The 17583-nt window shown below is 65.1% G+C and carries 1 protein-coding gene (cut by both window edges); it reads left to right on the forward strand.

All 17583 nt of this window come from inside a single coding sequence — locus OHB12_RS02500, inositol monophosphatase family protein, on the forward strand. Of the gene's 85926 coding nucleotides, 29669 precede the window and 38674 follow it; the stretch shown corresponds to coding positions 29670-47252, spanning codon 9890 (partial) through codon 15751 (partial); the first codon wholly inside the window starts at position 2. The start codon and the stop codon both lie outside this window.

Below are 17583 nucleotides of genomic sequence, written 5' to 3' on the forward strand. Positions count from 1 at the left end.
ACCCGCAGACGACGCGGTGGCGCCGCCGAATGAACAGCAGATCGGTAGTCGGCGTGCGATCGACGGACGTCCCGCTGAGCTGGTTATGACGCGAACCAATGGTGACCACCACCGCGACCGAGGCCAGGAGGACAGCCGAGTCGACCGTGATCGGGCGTGGCGGCGATTGGTGGACCGTGAGGTGGCGGCCTTGCGGGAGCGTATCGCCACGCTGCGGGGTGAGGTCGAGGGTGAGTTGGGTGCCGGTCCCGAGTCGGATGCGGGTCTGGCGACATTGGCTACGGCGGAGCATGAACTGGATGCTGTCGTGCAGCTGCGCAAGGACTTCGACACACTCGACGAGGCGAGTGAATCGGTGGATGCGCTGTGGGGGAATTTGAATACCCGATTGGCGGCTGTGTACACGGCATTGGACGACGTTCGTCGGGTTCAGCTGCACGCGGGGATCAGCAGGGTTAGTACGGAAGCACGCACTCGCTACGACGCGGCGATCGAGACCCAGGACGAGGTGGGCGCGGAGATCGCCGGGATGGACGTGGATGTCGATGTTCTCCACCATGAGCGATTCGATACGGCTGCGGCTGCGGCCGCGTCGGTGCTCGATCCTGGCAGCCCGCAGTACTCGACCTTGGTAGCGCTGGTCAGCAAGGCCCGCAAGGCGGCGATGGATGCTGCCCACTACCGCGCGCGCATCGGCGACCTCACGACCCAGAATGGTGGGGCGGGGGCTTCGGCGTCCGTCGCGGATATCGCGGATTCCACCGGTAGCGACGGTCGCTCGGATCAAGTAGATCTCCCCGGCAACGACGACGGCTGGGAGACAGAGATCAGCATTTCCGTCACTTCCGATGACGTGGGCGTGGAGTCTACGGACAGCGGGCCGGTGTCCCGGGGGACGGCGAATACCGAAGGCGGCGAAGCTGATTCCGGCCTGAATCGACGCAAGGTGCTGCGCGGTACAGCGGCAGTGGCCGCCGCAGCCGCTGGCGTGTTTGGGATTTCGACGGCAGAGGACCAGGTCGCTGAGGACACACCCGATTCCGACGTTGTCGACGATCACTCTGTCGACGATTCGGAATGGGTGGAAACCGGTCTGGGCGAGGATGTTGACACCCTGGTCAATGATTCGCCGACGTTTGCGCTTCGGGTCGGTGAACTGCTGGTGGACACGGGAGCATTTCCGCGGGAGGAGGTGCCGTGGCAGATCGAGTACGGTCCGTCCGGGGCCAGTACTGCTCGCGTCTATCCCGACGGAACCCGAGTTATCAGTATCGACAGAGATCTGGAGGGCGACAGCGATGCGGTAGCACGGGCGTTGGCTGCGGCTGTCGATCACGCCTGGCGGGGGGCGCCCGCGTACAGCCTGCAGCCGCCCTCAGACGGTATGCATTACGACGACTGGCTAGACCGGGAATTGGCGGAACGGTTCCGGCCTCTCGCAGGAGCAGTGACGTTCGCCGAGTTGGTCCGCCAGCAGATTCGCACGAGCAGCGGCCACGACATCGGCTCATATACCGAGGAGGTATACGGCACCGAGGGCGTCTTCGGTGAAACGGCAGCGGTCAGTCGCCTCGGGACGGACCGAAGAGGCGTGTGGAGTGAGGGCCATGTCTTTGACGAGGTCCTCGAGAACATGCTCGAACGCCGTGACCTGGAGACGCTCTACGCTGTAGAGCGGGAACTCGAAGAGTGGTGGGCAAACCAAGAGTCGAGCGGTAACTGGGGTTCCGGCGGGGATAGTGTGCCCACCGCCGACGACGCGGGGGCGGGAGAGCACAGGAAGGCCGCTGTCGAGGCGGGGGCCGCGGCGGCTATCGGTGGTCGGGCGCTGCGGCCCTACATTCGTACCGACGAACACGCCGACGAATTTGCCGACGAATTTGCCGACGAATCGGAGCAGGCGCTATACCAGCGCGGTCGCTACGACCGTGAGCCGGAGACGGATGAGTTCGATCCGCCGAAATGGCATCGTGTCCCGGGCGGTGGTGACGTGCCGTGGCAGGACTACGACGGGGTCCGCGCATGGTTCGCGCGGCATTTCGAGCCGCTGCTGCCGGCCGGAACGAACGCTGATCGCATCGTCGCGGCCGCGGATCTGCTGGCGGATCTGGTTGCGACACAGTCGATGCCGCCGGTGACGGTCGAGGTGCGGGTTCACGACGTGGATGGCGCGCCGACGCTGCACGTGTCCGCGATCTTCGGGGAGCCGGCGTTGGGTCCGGATCTGGGTGAGTTGCTGCGCAGTCGGTCATACCGGGCGGATTTCAGCCGTAACCGCGACAGTATCTGGTTCGAGCAACAGCTTGCGCCGGGCGATCCGCATGCCGACGTGCGGTTGGCGCCGGATGCCGATTCTGCGGCTCGCGCGGTCATCGAAGCATCGAAGAACGGGAAGGTCCCGTGGCTGTGGGGGCGCGACGAGCACGGTGTGCCGTGGCCGTTCCGGGCGAACTGGGTGGTCAGCACGCCGATGATCGACGGTGACGGGCACTACTTCGGCATCGCGTTCCCGAGTCAGGCCAAGGACGAGAAGCTGGCCCACAAGTGGGCTGGAATGGATGTCCGTGAAGACCATCTCGTCTATACACCGATCAATCCGAGCAGCGACTTCGACCCAACGTCCCGACCGTCGGCGGGTACGCCGGTGCGTGCGCCCTGGACCGGACAACCCATGAAGATCGTCAGCGCTCATGGCGGGGACCGAGGATTCGACATCGAGGTGGTGACCCCGTTCGGGTTCCGCAAGAAGCTCATGGTCGGAGGCCGGGAGCTGGGCTTGCTGACGGCCATCGACCACGAATTCTCCTCGGCCATGGCCGCCGATCCTTCGCAGCTGATGCTGTGGGGTTGCAAGTCGGAGCTCGAAGCGGATGCTTTCGTCGCTGTCATGCAGACGGTCGGCGGCACCGGCGATGTGTGGACCGCCAAACACTCGGTGAGCCCACGCCTAACCGGAAGATTGCACCGCGTTTCTACCGCCGGCATCGCTACCTACCTCACCCGCAAAGCCGACGGCACCATCGATCCGTCGTGGGTCGTGCGCCGGAGATCGGGAGATTCGCACGCTCGTTCGGCCGTCGAGGATCGTGACGGTGTCGGCGCATATCAATCGCAAGCGGTGTCTGCCAATGCTCGCTTCAACGGCGAGTCGGACACCGCGTCGGCAGCGTCCACGTTGTCGGCCATCCTTTCCGAGGACCTTGCCGAGGTTGGCAAGTCGACCATCGACGATGCGGTCTCGGGCGATGGGGTGAATCCCTCGCTGACGAAGGCAGTGTCCGAGGACGGGCGCGCCCTGGTCGAGATCGGAACCCTGGAATCGGCATGGGTGACGTTGGAAGCCAGCGCATCCGACGATCGGTTGCGCGTCCGGTGGACGGTGGCGCCGTTCCGGGCCGCGCTGGAGGACGTGCAGCGACAGCTGCGGCTGTGGGCGCTGGCCGATGGTCGCGGGGTGTGGTCGCCGGGCGACATCGATGCGATGTCGGCGATGCTGGATGAGCTGATCGGCGGCCGGTTGACCGGATCCAACTTCACGGTGTCGATGGAGGTATCCGGACCGGCGGACGCGCGGGTCGCCGTCTTCGAGGTTGTCGAGAATCGGAATCGTGACGAAGATACGCCGTGGTCGGGACGGCTGGAATTCTCGGCAGCGAATCCGGATCATGTGGTTCGCGAGTACCGGTGGAACGGTGGCGGACTGGACGACCGGGTGCCGGTCGCCGTCGAGAGTCTGGCCGGTGGGTGGCAGGGCAACCCCGCCCTGCTCAGCGTGGCGCAACGGCATGCCGAGGGGCTGTATCGCGACTACCGCGACGTGGTGGTGCGGATCAGCGGGAAACCCGGCTCACGGGTACTGACGGTCGGCCGGGCGGACGGTTCGGACCGGGCCGTATACACCGAAGCGCCGCGGCCGCCGGGCTCGCAGTCCGGTCCGCTGCGGGACGACTTCGCCGCCATGGGGGATTCGGTGTTCGACGAGCACTTTGCCTCGTCCGGGAAGAACCCCCGCCGGGGAGAGTCTGCCAACCGGGATACCACTGACGTTGCGCCCGAAACCCCCGACAGTCCACCCGACGCCGCCGATTGGGCGGCTCGGTGCGGCACGGCAGTGGAAGTCGCGGAGGAGCTGCAACGCAGGCACCCCGGCATTGCGGTCGCGGTCGACGAGTTCCGCGGCACGGAGGTCGATGTCGAGACAGTTCGTGAGTTCGGTCGAGCGATCGACCATATCCTCACGAAGTATCCCGAGATCGACCTCCGCGAGGTGCATGTCAGGGACCTTGCGGCGGATCGGGGATTTGTTGTCTCGGAGCCGGTTTGGGGTGCGCCGGCTTCCGCGACATCGATCGTTCTCAACGGCCGGTCGGCATCGAGTGATGTCCGGCAGGCCGCAATTGCGATGCTGCCGGATGTCAGTGATCGACCGGTGTACCAGTCAACGATGCGCGAACTCGGTTTCGCGCTGATGGCCACCATAGACCAGAAGCTCGGCCGGCCTCTTATCGATGCGCAGGCTCGGGAGGCCATGGAAGCGCTGTTTGCAGCGACATTCGAGCGTACGATCGCGATCCACCCAGATCGGGAGGAATCGGCGTGGATCGCCTGGTCTCAGTTGAATTTTGGTGACCAGGACTGGTACGGCGCTGCGGCCAACGCCTTCGCTGCCGTCGAGTCGCAGACTCTGAATCAGCGAGACTCCACAAAGCAACTGCACGCACTGGTCGCAGGCAAGGCGCTCGAGGTCTACCGGAATGAGGTTCGGCCGCGGTCAGCGGTTCTGGCGCAGGCGCTGTCCGGAGATAGTAGTGCCTCGGGCGGGGTGTCGACCGTGCCGTTACTCAGCGCCGAGCACCGCAGATCTGTCGCCGATGACTGGGCAGCACAGTGCGAAACTCCACAGCAGGTCGCTGCGGCACTTGAGGAGAGGCTGCGAGAGCGTAGGGGGCACTTGCGCCCAGTGTCGGTTGTCTTCGACAACCCTGCGATCGACATCGACCTGGCTCGCGAGTTCGCGCGCGCGATTGACCACATCTTCACCAAATATCCCTGGATCGATCTTCCTGAGATCCGTATCGACAAGCTTCTCGAATCCATGAGCAGCACAGGTCAGATTCTTGAACGCACCTATGCGCGGGCCAAGCGCGGATATGTCGACGGGGAGCTTCGCTACACAAGTGCGCTGATCTTCAATCAGGAGTTCGCGTTCGATCTGCCGCAGCTCGAGCAGATGATGATGGCGCAAAACATCGAAAACGGGTTCAGTGCAATGCCCGCTGAGCGTCTGCTGTATTCGTTCATCTTCCATGAGCTCGGCCACGCCGTGGACTACGCGGGCGGGCACGGCGCGTGGGTGGATGCCGAAGCCGAACTGCGCGAATACTTCCGTGCCACATATGGATTCGACGATGAAATCTGGTATCAGCACTGGCTGCGCACCCAATTCAGCGAGTACAGCTTCCACAAGGACGGCACTCTGAACCTTCATGAAGCCGTCGCGGAAGCGTTTGCCGTCGTCGAGCTTTGCGGCCCGGAATCGGCCACCGCTGGCGAGCGGATACTGCATCGGTTGGTGATCGATGCCGCCGAGAAGCGCTATGAGTCCGAGCGTAGTCAACCCGACGGCGATGGTGATGTCGCTCGCCAGCTCGACAACGATATCCGCCACCGGGTCCGACAGACTATGCGGAACTGGCTCGTAACAGACCCGCCGAGCATGGGACTGCTGCGCGAGCTTGCGGGCGTGGCGGTGCGGCAGGCCGGACCTGATGCGCTGGTGACTGTCACGGAACAGGGGGCGCCGGGCGCCCGGGTGATTCGTGTCGAGGTCTCCGACAGCGAACCGGAGCTGCCGTTGTGGATCGAGGCCGATGAGGAGGTCGAGTGGAGCGACGGCCGAATCGCCATGGACCGCATCGCCGATATGTGGGGCGTCGACCGCCGATCCGATGGCAATACGGTCTGGTTCGAGTTCCGTGAGGCACCGAACATCGAGCTGGTGGCTTCGGATAACAGGAAACTTGCACGGAGTTCCCGGACCCGAGGCCACCTCGACAACGAGCAATTCGCCGACCAGGTGCTGTCCGGGTTGGAGTTGCTGGACAACCAGCGAGACGATGCACGTGAATGGTTGCTGCACGCTCTGGCCGACGCGGACAGCGCCGGTGCCTCAGCACGAGTACGCGTATGCATGGAGCAGGCTGCCGGGGTTGTGCGCTTCCGGCTCGAAGGGCTGGGTGAGCCGCGCAACCGTGGGTATGAGCCCGAGGAACAGCACGTTATCGCTGACACCGACCATCTGGTCCCGGACCGTGTATCGGCTGGGCAGGATCGTGCTGTCTTGGAGAATGGAACGATTTCGGATATCGCGCAGTACCTGTCTGCGCGGCACGGAGTGGACGTCATTGGATTCGATGCGCCGGACCTGAGCATTGTGGTGATGCGGGAGTTCGCCCGTGCAGTAGATGACATGCTCACCCGGTATCCGGGTGTCGAGGTACGGTCGGTGCGGGTCGTAGACGAGCTGCTTCCTGGTATGCACGTGGGTGCGATGTCCGGAATATCCGGCGGTAGAGGAAATCTCGGATATACCGAGTACATCGGGATCGCACACGCCACGGCAACCGGTCAAGACACGGCCGAATCGATCTATTGGGATACCGTCAAGGCTTTTGGGTGGTCGTTGGATTCGTTCGCAGGCGTAACGGTACGTCGACGCGCGGAGTTGTTGTTGCTGCGGCGATTTTCGGAATGGCACCTTGATTCGGGCGGCGGATTCGATTCATGGGTCCGCCAAATCGACGCGAGCGTTATCGACGACAGCGGTGATTTCGACAGCAAACGAGCCGTACAGCTGGCGTTCGAGCAAGTGGAGCGCCTCGGGGCCAGTGCCTCCGAGCCGGCACGTCTGGTTCACGGTCTGTTACTGGCTGAAGCGAGTGCGACATTCGGCATTGTCCGCAGACGGACCGACCCGGAAGTAGCTGCGGACGTATCTGTGCCACTGCCGTCGGACGGCATTGCGATCCTGGATGCTGGATCTGTGACAGAAATCGCAGACTGGTTGCGAAACGAGCACAATCTTCTAGTTACCGGATTCTATGGCCCGGGTATCGATATCGAGGTCGTGCGGGAATATGCGCGAGCCGTGCATGACATGCTCACCGAGTATCCCCGCATCGACCTCGCCGAGATCGCTATCGAGGACGCGGAAGAAGCGGCATATTTCAGGCCGGAAGACTCCGGCAACAGAATAGTGTTGAGTCGTAGGGTAGCCACGAACAGCCAAGTACTCCACGAACTCATGGCCGATCCATCAAATTTGCTCCTCAAGGGACCCGCGTACCAATTGCGTCCCTACTATTTTACTATCGTGCACGAACTGTTCCACGCGCTCGATTTCGCGGGAGAGCTGCGCACGATGAACAATGCCGATCGCATATTGCTGGATCGGTACGCCGAACTGGCCGAAGAACACCCACAGTTCGGCTTCGTCGGATTTATTGCATGGGCACGCCAGCTTCCCGGTTACAGCTTCTACTACCGCGATGATCCCGACAGCAATGTCTCGCTTGGTGATGTGAATAAAGTGGAGGCTCCGGCCGAGGCGGGTGTGGACGTAAAGGCATTCGGTGTGGCCGCATCCGAACCTGCGGTGGCACTCCATGAGGCGCTAGTTGAGAACGCGCAGATTGCGCATGGCCGCGAGGTGCGGCCACCAGAGCTGAGCGACGGATACCAAGCCCAGCCGCAACTCGATCGACATCGCAGAGAGTTGGGTGCCCACGGTGGTGTCGAAGGGCTTTCCTCGCACGTCGGTATAAAGACATCAGGGGTGCGCCGGTTCGTCGTGCTCGGTACCGACAGCGAATCCGAGGCGCAGCTGGCGATACGGCTGGCATCGGTAGTCAACAGCTGTACTGACCCACAGGTGCGTAACATGCTGGGGGACAGTGCTTTCGCAGACTTCGAATGGGTTACAGAATCCGGTGACGTGACTTCGTCACGTGCGGAGGTTCGTATCGTCGATGGCGAAGTCAACGTATCGACACCGAGCGGAATCACTTACCGCGCAGACGGTTCGGTTGTAGCCGCGCGGGTCCGAGGCGTTGACCGGCACACCGAGCTGCTCGCGGAGATAGAGCAGGCGCGTGTCGAAGCCGCTGACCGTGCCGAGGCTGCCCGTCAGGCCCATCGGACGGTGCGAGACAGCCTCGAATCCGAGGGCGTGGATCTCGAGGTTCTCGATGGTTTGCGGCATGAGCGTCCCGAATCGGCGGCGCAGCGGTGGTTGGGCACCGAGGATCTGGTTCGTGCAGACCGGAAGACGGCGATGGAGGTTGCCTACTACGAACGGCGCGTCGCCGAACTCGAGGCGCTGGCCGAGCGGATGCGGTCGGCGGAGTGGGTGGCGGTGTCTCCGGATGTGTTGTGGGCGTTGTGGTCGGCGGACAAACAGGTCGTTGAGTACACCGACGCGATCCGCGAGGCGATCGGAGACCTGGGTCGGTGGGTGGACGATCGGGACCTGAGCGCCGACCGGATCGACGCGACGGTTCGCGAGCTCACCGGCGCGGCAGCCGGGGGACTGCCCGGCGACTTGGCCGCGGCCGCGGCCAAGTACCGCATGGCCGACGCGGAGGCGGGGCTGTTCGCGCGGCTGCTGGACGAGCGAGGCGCGCGGTCGGATGCGAATGTGGATGAGACGGTGCGCGCCTACGCCGTCGCGCTGGTCGGGCATCGCGATGTGAAGGCCCACATCGAGGACGTGAATCCGCAGTTGTGGTTGACCAATCCCGATCGTGTCTATCAGGATTTGTTGCAGGAGCGCGACCCGGACAAGCGCGAGAAATTGATCGCGCTCGCACCGCTGCTGCGGGTCGTGGCGTGGAGGCTCAACCACTACACCGAGCGTGCGCGGACAGTGCTCGCCGCGCATCCCGTCGCGGAGCGTTCGCAGGACGCCGAGGAGTCGGCTGTCGAGATGGGTCAGGCGATGGCCCAGCTGTATGCCGCCGAGGTTTCCGGCCGTGAACGCAGGTGGAGGGACCTTCCCGACGATTTGCGGACCGACACACGACCCGAGGGCCGTTTGTCCGCGGTCAAGGCGCGGCTCGAGGAGTTGGAAGACCAGGACGAGCTGTCGGCGGCTGAAGATCAGCTGGCGGACCAGCTGGATGAGTTCCTCGAGAAGTACCCGGAGGCGGTCGACCGCGTCCGGCACCTGGAGTCGATATTGCCGAGCGCGGAGGGTGACCTCGCGGAGGCGGTACGGGCGCATCTGAACGCACGCGACATATTGGGGCAGGCGTCGGATGACGACGATCACCGTCACTTGGCTTTGAACCATCAAGCGTCCGAGGCGCATCTGCTCGATCTACTCGCGGCGGACGAGCCGACCGTCGAGACGTCGCTGTCGGAGACGACGAAAGCGTTGTCGGAGGCGGTCAGCCGACGCGATAAGGCGGTCGCCGCCGTCAAGAGGCTGATCGAGCAGCTGCCGGTCGAGGTGGACTCGACCGAACTGACACCCGAGCGCATCGACGAGACACTCAACCAGCGGGGCGAGCAGATCGACATGCCCATGCCTGAAGCTCTGCGCAAGGCGGCGAGCCTGCTGAAGAAGGCGGACTTGGACATCCGCTATCGTGCCGCCCGGGTGGACGACAAGATCCGCCCGAACGACTCCGACCGTGCAGAGCGTGCACCAGAGGCGGCGCGGTACGCCGAGGCGGAGCGACGGTTCGGGGCGGTGTCCGACAAGGTCCGTGCGCTGGTCGCGGAGCTGTCCTTCTGGATGGACCCCACGGACCTGCACCCCCGCCGCCTGGCCGATGCGGTGCGCGGGCTCGATGTGACGCAGCCGGATGCGGCTGTCCGTGATCAGCTCGCCGCGCTGGCTGAGGAGCACAGTCGCGCGGGCGACGAACTCGTCCGGGCAGTACAGGCTTTGCGCGCCGCCCGTGCGGCTGAGCCTGCCGCAGGGTCGGCGGACCAGTCCGGTGGCCATGGTGACTTCGCTGCGGGAGAAGGGACAGTCGATGCCGCGATGGCCTCCGGCGAGGCGCGGATCGACAGGGGCCGTGTACCCGGTACCAACGATGGTCTGCCGCTGACCGACGAACTGCTGATCGCGGGGCAGGGGATCGGCCCGGCGTTGCCGCCCGACCCGGAGACCGCGCGGGCCGCTGAACACGGCCCGAGACAACCGAATGCCGCCAGAGAGATCGTTCTCGACGACGTCAGTCCAGACGAGTACTGGGAGAAGGCCAGTGCCGCAGCGGATTTCGTCATCGAAAAGATGAACGAGTTCGGGTGGCGTGATGCGGGTGGAAAGCTGTCCGAGACGCATGCGTCAACGCGGGAGCTGGTCTGGAATGCGTTGCAGGACGGCGGGGGCGGGCCGGTACGGCTGCGGGTGCGGGGGACCCTCACCGGCACGGCTTCCGGGCGGCCCCGCAGGAAGTTCAATGTCACGGTCTTCTACGACGGAGATTCCCCGCTCGCACCGGAGTACCGGTCCGCCGCTGACCGGGTGGCAGGCCGCGGCGGGTACCTGATTGCTACGCAGCAGGACTGGCAGTGGCGTGGTGGTGATCGCGGCGCATCGGTCGATTTCACAGTGAACGAAGGGCGTCCCGGGATGTGGGGGGCAGGTCCCACACCGTCCGAAGCGGCAATCCCCTGGGGCACAAACACAGCGGGCACGGACACGGCCGCCGTCGGTGCCGCCGCGACGTTCGCTGCCGCGGAGGCACACTATCTCCGGGTGCACGGCGTCGATCCGGCAGCGGCCGAGCCGCAGTACGCACGCCATCGGGCCGATGCGATGGGCTACGCCTGGCGTTCGCTGACCCCGGCCGAGCAGACCGCGTATTTGGCTGCGGACCCCGGTGCGGTGGACCGGCTCGAGCGCATTCCAGCCCGGCACCGGGACCTGGCCTACCAACAGATCGTCGAACAGGCCCGCGCCGATGCCGACACCCTTGAACGCGCCTGGCCCGAGGACCAGCCGAGTACGGCAGACCCGCTGGATCTGCCGGAACTGCAGCTTGCTCTGGGCAGTGCCGGTGCCTGGATCGCTGAATTGCCCGGTAAGCCGGAAATGCGGATATGGCGGGTCGATCCGAAGAGCGGGGAGGTGACGGTCGTCATCGGCGTATTCGGTCCGACAGGTCAACTAGAGGCCGACGTCGTCGAGGCGATGGCGTTCTCCGGCATGCCGATCCGGATGCTGGAGCCGACTCTGGCCGTGGCCGCCAACCACATGGAGCAGCGGGCTTTGAAACTTCCCGTGCGGCGAACGGCGCTGATCGTGCGGTTCGGCCGCGAGGCGGCCGGCCCCGATACCGCGGCGGGGCTGCGACTGCAACGCGACCTGGACGACGTGATCCAGACCCACCTGCCGGGCCTGCCCCTGATGCCACAGATCGAGATGTTCGGCCATCACTATGTCACCCAGGAATTGCGGGCCCGGCGGAGCGGGACCGTCGGCGGCCAGGTGCTGGACGAGTCGGATGACTGGTCCGCATTGACCGTCAACCCGGACGGGCCACGACGCGCTCTGGTGTACGGCCTGCTCGACAACAGCGGGGTTTCCACGGTGAACCGGAGGGTGTGCCAGGAGCTCGAGGCCGCCGGATACGAGGTCTTCCTCGTCAGCAGTTTGCCCTACCTCGACAATGACGAGGGCCTGACCGTACATGGCCCGAGCGAGTACAGTCCGCGCCTGCGCTATTGGGAGCAGCAAAGATTCGATTCGCGCAATCTGCCTCCCGGGGTATCGCTCGTAGTGGCACATGCCTACGACCCGGCGGCGCAGCGGATGCACGAGATGCATCCCGACATGACATTCGTGCAGTTCGTACACGGCGACTGGATCGCGGTCGGGAAGGTCTGGAGCAAACCCGACGAGGTCGAGACAGCCGAAACCCATGACGCATGGGAGGCGGCGCTCACCCCCGACATCAGGGCGGGATTCGGGCCGGTGCTGCGTGACACCGCGACGCGATTGGACGCCGATGCCGAGGGCGGCGGCGAAGTCATCGAAGTAACTCCCGGATTCACCTTCCCCGAACCGGTGTGGACCGCTCCGGCGGACGGCCCGCTGGTGATTCTGCTGTCCGGGCGGGTGCTGGATGAGCAGAAGGGCGCCGCCGAGATGGCCCAGGCCGTCAAGCTGCTGAACGAGCAGGGCATCGATGCCAAGCTGGTACTGCGTGGCGCGCTGCCAGGCGACGAGGAGAGCAAGCTCCGGGAGCGGCTGACCGCGTTGGTCGGTCCGGACGTCGACATCGAGTACCGGCCTTTCACCCAGGACGAGGCCGCGCTCAACGCCGACTATCGGGGCGCGCACTTCGTCGTGATGCCCGGCGGCGCTGAAGGTGTCGGCCTGGCGGGCGCCAAAGCGCTTGCCGTGGGCGGCGGAATCGTGCTGACGACGGATACCTCCGGGTTCGGGGTACTGGTCGACGACCTCGGCCTGTCCGAGGAGGTTCGGCGCACACTTCTGGTGGAGCAGGGCTTCACCGAGAAGCCGGATCCCGTGCGGTGGGCGCGCAAGGTCGCCGAACTAGCGCAGGATCTGTCGGGTGCGCGGGAACGCATGCTGGCGGTCCGGCAGTACCTGGAAGACAATGACTTCACCTGGCGCCGTGGCATGCAGTCGATGTTGGACGCGGTCGACCGCACTGCGGCACGGCGGGCGATTCGTGACGGAGTCGCCGCCGGGACGGCCGAAGCGTTGTCGTCTCGAGCAGCGTTTCTGCCGCGTTCAGGAGGCGAGCCTGCGCGGCTGATTGTTTCTGGCGTGGAAGGTGATTCGCCCGCAGATCTGCGCCGCGCCGCCATTGCGGCACTGGTGCACAACCCGCGGGTCGCCGACCAGGTGCGGGCGCAGGCCCGGCCGGGCATGCTGTTGCCCAGTGTCCGGCTGGAGTACTGGCAGGCTGCGGGCGGTGAGCCCATCCGGACCGGCACGGCCGCGGTCATCGTCGACGGCAACCGGGTATTCATCCGGGAGGATGACGGTACCTGCCGTGGTTACGACGATCTGCCCATGGATCCGATTGCCGACGGCTTCACCGACGAACTGGAAGCCGGCTCGAGCCCGGCCCGGTTGACCGAGTGGCTTACCCGGTGCGGCTATGCGTTCTCGCCACGAGTGGCGCGTCTCGTCGAGCAGGCGGCGGCGCACCGCGGCGGCCGGATCCAGGCCATGGTCACTCCTGGTGGCGGGCTGCGGGTCGAGCTACGCGACGCCGGACAGCACTCCGGCGACCCGGCCCGGCTCGTGGTGTCGTCTCCCGCCGGATCCTCGGGCATTCTGCGCGTGGAATCGACTGTGGCACAAGGTGATACGGTGGGATTCGACACGGTGGGTGGATATCTCTCCACGGAAACGCTGTCCGGCATCCCCGACGACGATCGCCAGCGGGCCGCGCAGCGCTGGGAACAGCGCCGGGGTCGGCTCGCCCACAGTGACATCCGGATGGTGACGACACGGCACCTGAGTCTCGACTCCCCCGCGATAACCCAGGAGTTCCCCGACGATGGTGAACTGCGGTTCGAGTGCCTTCCGGACCCGCTGGGGGAGAGCGGCTGGTTCGGCGTTCGCCTGCCCGCTGATGCCACCGCCGCCGTAGAGCAACTCCGGAAGTGGTTGGTCGCGGGACGGTTCGGCGACCCGGACGCTGCAGACCCGTTCGGCGCCATGGTCGCAGCGACGGTGATACGGAACCTCAGCAGTGCCCTCGAGGGCGCCGCCCCGGATAGCGAGCTCGTCGCCTATGTCGAGGAGGGAGAGAACGGCCGTGAACTGCACATCCACGTCGTCGAACCTGACGGCAAGGTGCGCCACACCTTACCTCTGCGAGCCGCCTCCGATGCCGGCGGCAATCGGCCAGCGGACGGCACGGCGGCGGTCGAGGCCGGATCGGATTCGTCTGCTCAGCGTGCGCTTCGGGACAATGCGGAACAGACAGGTTCCGAATCCGCCGAGGCTCCAGGCCGGCAGGACACGAATGTTGTTCCGGAACAAGGCGGCCCGGACCAGGAAGGGGTGCGGGATCGCCGGTTCCCGTTCCTGTCGGAATTCACCGCAGGCTTCCTGCACCACCTCGCGGCCGCCTTCTTGCCGAGTATCACAGCCCACGCCGCGATGCCGGAGGCCGACGGCGAGCTGCCGGCGTGGGGATTCCGCGACGACGATCCCGCGGAGCAGGCTCTGTGCACGGCACTCGTTCGTCGGTTGACGAACACGAAACAAAAGTATCCGTGGATCAATATCACGGAGCTCGAGGCCACCACATACGACGATCTGATGCGCCGGTTCCGGCGGCGTCACCGTCCCGATCTGGACCCAGCCGCATTCGTCTGGCCGGTTCGGAAGGCTGACGGCAGTATCAGCCTGATTTGGAACCGCGACCAGTTGCCGTATCTGGCAACCGCCAGTATCGGTGACTTCGTTATGTGCAGAATTCTCGGGGCTGTCGCGTACAGCGCGGCCGGGGAGCGTGCCATGGTGCGGGCGAGGGCGGCACTGGCGGCGCGAAATCTGAGTGACGGTGGTACCGAACAAGGTTTGACGAACTGGCTGCGCGAACAGTTCGGCCGCGACGTGGTAGACGCCGAAGGCAACGTCGATCTTCCGCAGGCATTCGCAGAAGCATTTGCCTCGTACGAGATGATGACGGTCGAATACTCCTCGGTGCCGTTGGACTTCGAGTCCGCCGTCAATAGCGGTAAGCAGGTTCTGCGCGACGAGCTGGTCGCGGCCGGTGGAGGTGTCTACGGGCGGCACCCGGATTTCGAACTGAAGGTGTACGCGGGCGACGAGGACGCCTACACCCGCCCTATGGCGCTCGTGGAGCAACAGTTGCGCGGAATTCTCGCCGACGCGGACATCCAAGACGCCCTGATTTACCTCAGGGCACAATTGGCTACCGCGCCGCGCAACGGCCAAGCGGTGGTACGTCTTTCGCACACCGACCGCGATGTGACCAGCCCGTCCGGCAACCTGCCCGATCACGTCGCCATCGAGCTCAACGTCGACGGTGGGGAGGAGGCACCATGGCGTTGTCACGCGCACCTCGACGGCCAGAACCCGGTGGCCCCTGGGGCCGCCGATTCGGATTCGTCGGTACTGGACGCGGAGCAGATATCGGAGATACGAGAACGGGTCATCTCGGCATTGAACAGCGGTTCCACAGTGGTGCCGAGTGCCGAGATGCGTGCCCTCCGTGAGCAGTACGAGCTGCTCACGGAGTTGCTCGCCGCGTCGAAATCGTTCGAGCGTCTGGATGGGCAGGGTAGTGGCGAACAGAGCCTGTTGGTAGCCCAGTTCGGCGACGCGGCGGCGGGCGGGCCGATGGCGACCGCACTGACCGGATGGGGGCTGACGCCGCGCGAGATCGGGGCGGCTCGAGCCGTGGTCATGGGTGTGCTGATGTCTGTGAGTGGTGGGTCCGCGGTCGTCAGTGTTCTCGACTCCAGTTCCCCCAGCGACGCGACGGGCCGCGTGATCCGTGTGCAGGTCGACCAGGGCCCATCGGTGACCCTGCGCTTCGACGATAGCGAGTCCTCCGATGACAGCACGCCGGCGTTGTCGGTGAGTTGGGACAGCGGGTGGATCGGTGGAGATGCCGACAGTTTGATCTTGCTGGTGGATGTATTGCTCGCGAGCCCACTGCTGTTCGGAGTGAGCGATCTGGACCGCCAGAAGTTGTCCGGACCCCTGTACAAAGCGCAGCAGACACTCCGCAAGGAGGGCGGCAGCCCCCCGGAGCTGGTTATGAACCACACCGGAGATCATGCGACGGTAATGGCCGACGGGATCGAGCTGGGGCGCTACGAGGCGCATCACGAGCCAGGCCCGAATGTTGATACACCATCGAATGTGCCCGGCGATCCGGCGACGGAAGCGGCCGACAGGATCGAGCTAGGGCGCGACGAGGCAGGCCCGGAAGTCGATACATCGTCGAACATGCTCGACGAAGTTATGCCGGAACCCGCGTTGTCGTGGCAGGTGACATTGAGGCGCAGTGCGGATGGGCACGATTACTCGCTCACTATTCGGGCTGGTGAGGATGTTGTCGCAGTCTCCGCTGTCGTTGCTGAGGCGCTGGCGATGTCCGGCGTGGAGCAGGACGACCGTCGGTACGAATCGTTGCGGATCCTGGTTGAGGAGTTACTGACACAAGGGTTGCCGCGGCCTGGCCCTGACAAAGAAAGGCACGGTGAGCTGACGGTCCAGCATGTCGGCGGACAGTTGCGGGTCACCCTGGCGGGGGCTGGGCGCACTGAGGGGCATGTGGACTTCCTCGGTCTGCTTGCGGCCGAACTGGCGGACCGTTCCGGATGGGATGCGGACCCCGACCTAGGTGGCTGGGATCTGTGGTGCGAGTTCGACATCGATGACGACCCAGACGCGTCGGAACCGCTTGTCGAGCCAGCTCCGACGGAGTCTGGGGCGGCCGATTCCGGCGCGGGCTTTATCGGAATGTTCGACGGCGAGGATTCCGAGGGCGAGGATGACTACCTCGCGCTGGCGTTCGGATCGGATTCGGCCGGCGATGGTTTCGGGGAGATGGACGCGAGTGCTGTTGGCGAGGAAGGTGATTCGCCGTCGGTCATTGGGTCGACCACCTTCGACGCCGACGATATCGAGCCTTGGCATGGTTCCGCTGAACTCGGCATCGTGCACACCGACGATGGTGAGCCCCGGCTGGTGTTGATCGGCCATCCGAGTCGCCTGCAGTACCTGTTGGCCTCCGACCAGGAGCTGCGCGAGCTGGTTTTTGCCGGTATCGATGTCTACTACTGCCGCGGCGCGTCCACGGATTCCACGATCAGCGTCGTCGCGTTGGAGCGAGCGGCTATCGATGCCGATGAGTTGTTGCGCCACTACGGAATCCGCGCTGTCGGATTCGGCGACGAGCGCTTGGACCAGGCGTCGCTGCGGGTGGCGGCGCAGACGCTGGTCGAGGTGTCGACCACCTACGGTCCGCTGCGCGGGGTGTGGATTCCCGACGGCGAGGGCTTTGTCGGAAGCCGCCAAGAGAACTGGTTCACTCTCGATCGGGACCTGTTCGACGGATTGCTGACGCCGGACCAGGTGCGCGTCGCCGTGCTTCAGCGCTTCGCGGACCATCTCCAACAGGTGCTGCGCAATGCGGGTGGTGAGCCCGTGAACGCGCGGATGGGGATCGCGACCGACAGCGCGGGGATTCGTCGGTTGGTGATTGTTGGGGTGCCGGCGGAAACCGAGCAGGATCTGCGGTCGTGGCTGCGGGAGGTGCTGGGCGGGGATCCGGAGATGATGCGCGCGGTGGAGCGCGGCATGAAGGTTGACGTCCGTTATCTGGGAACTGATTTCGAGCCTTCGGTGACGACGGTGGGTGGGGGTGCTTCGGCTGGTGGTCGTCAGGCTTTGGCGGTTCGGGTTCAGAACGGTGTTCTCTGTATCAAGGACTCTCAGGGTTTGTGGCGTGGTCCAGGTGATGTGGTTGTGCCGGGGCGGCACGGCGGCGGCCCGTCACCGTTCGGGCGGCCGAGCAAGGGGCGGTTCCGTCCGATGCGTGGTCC

It is taken from the genome of Nocardia sp. NBC_01730 (genome assembly GCF_035920445.1).
Lineage (GTDB): Bacteria > Actinomycetota > Actinomycetes > Mycobacteriales > Mycobacteriaceae > Nocardia.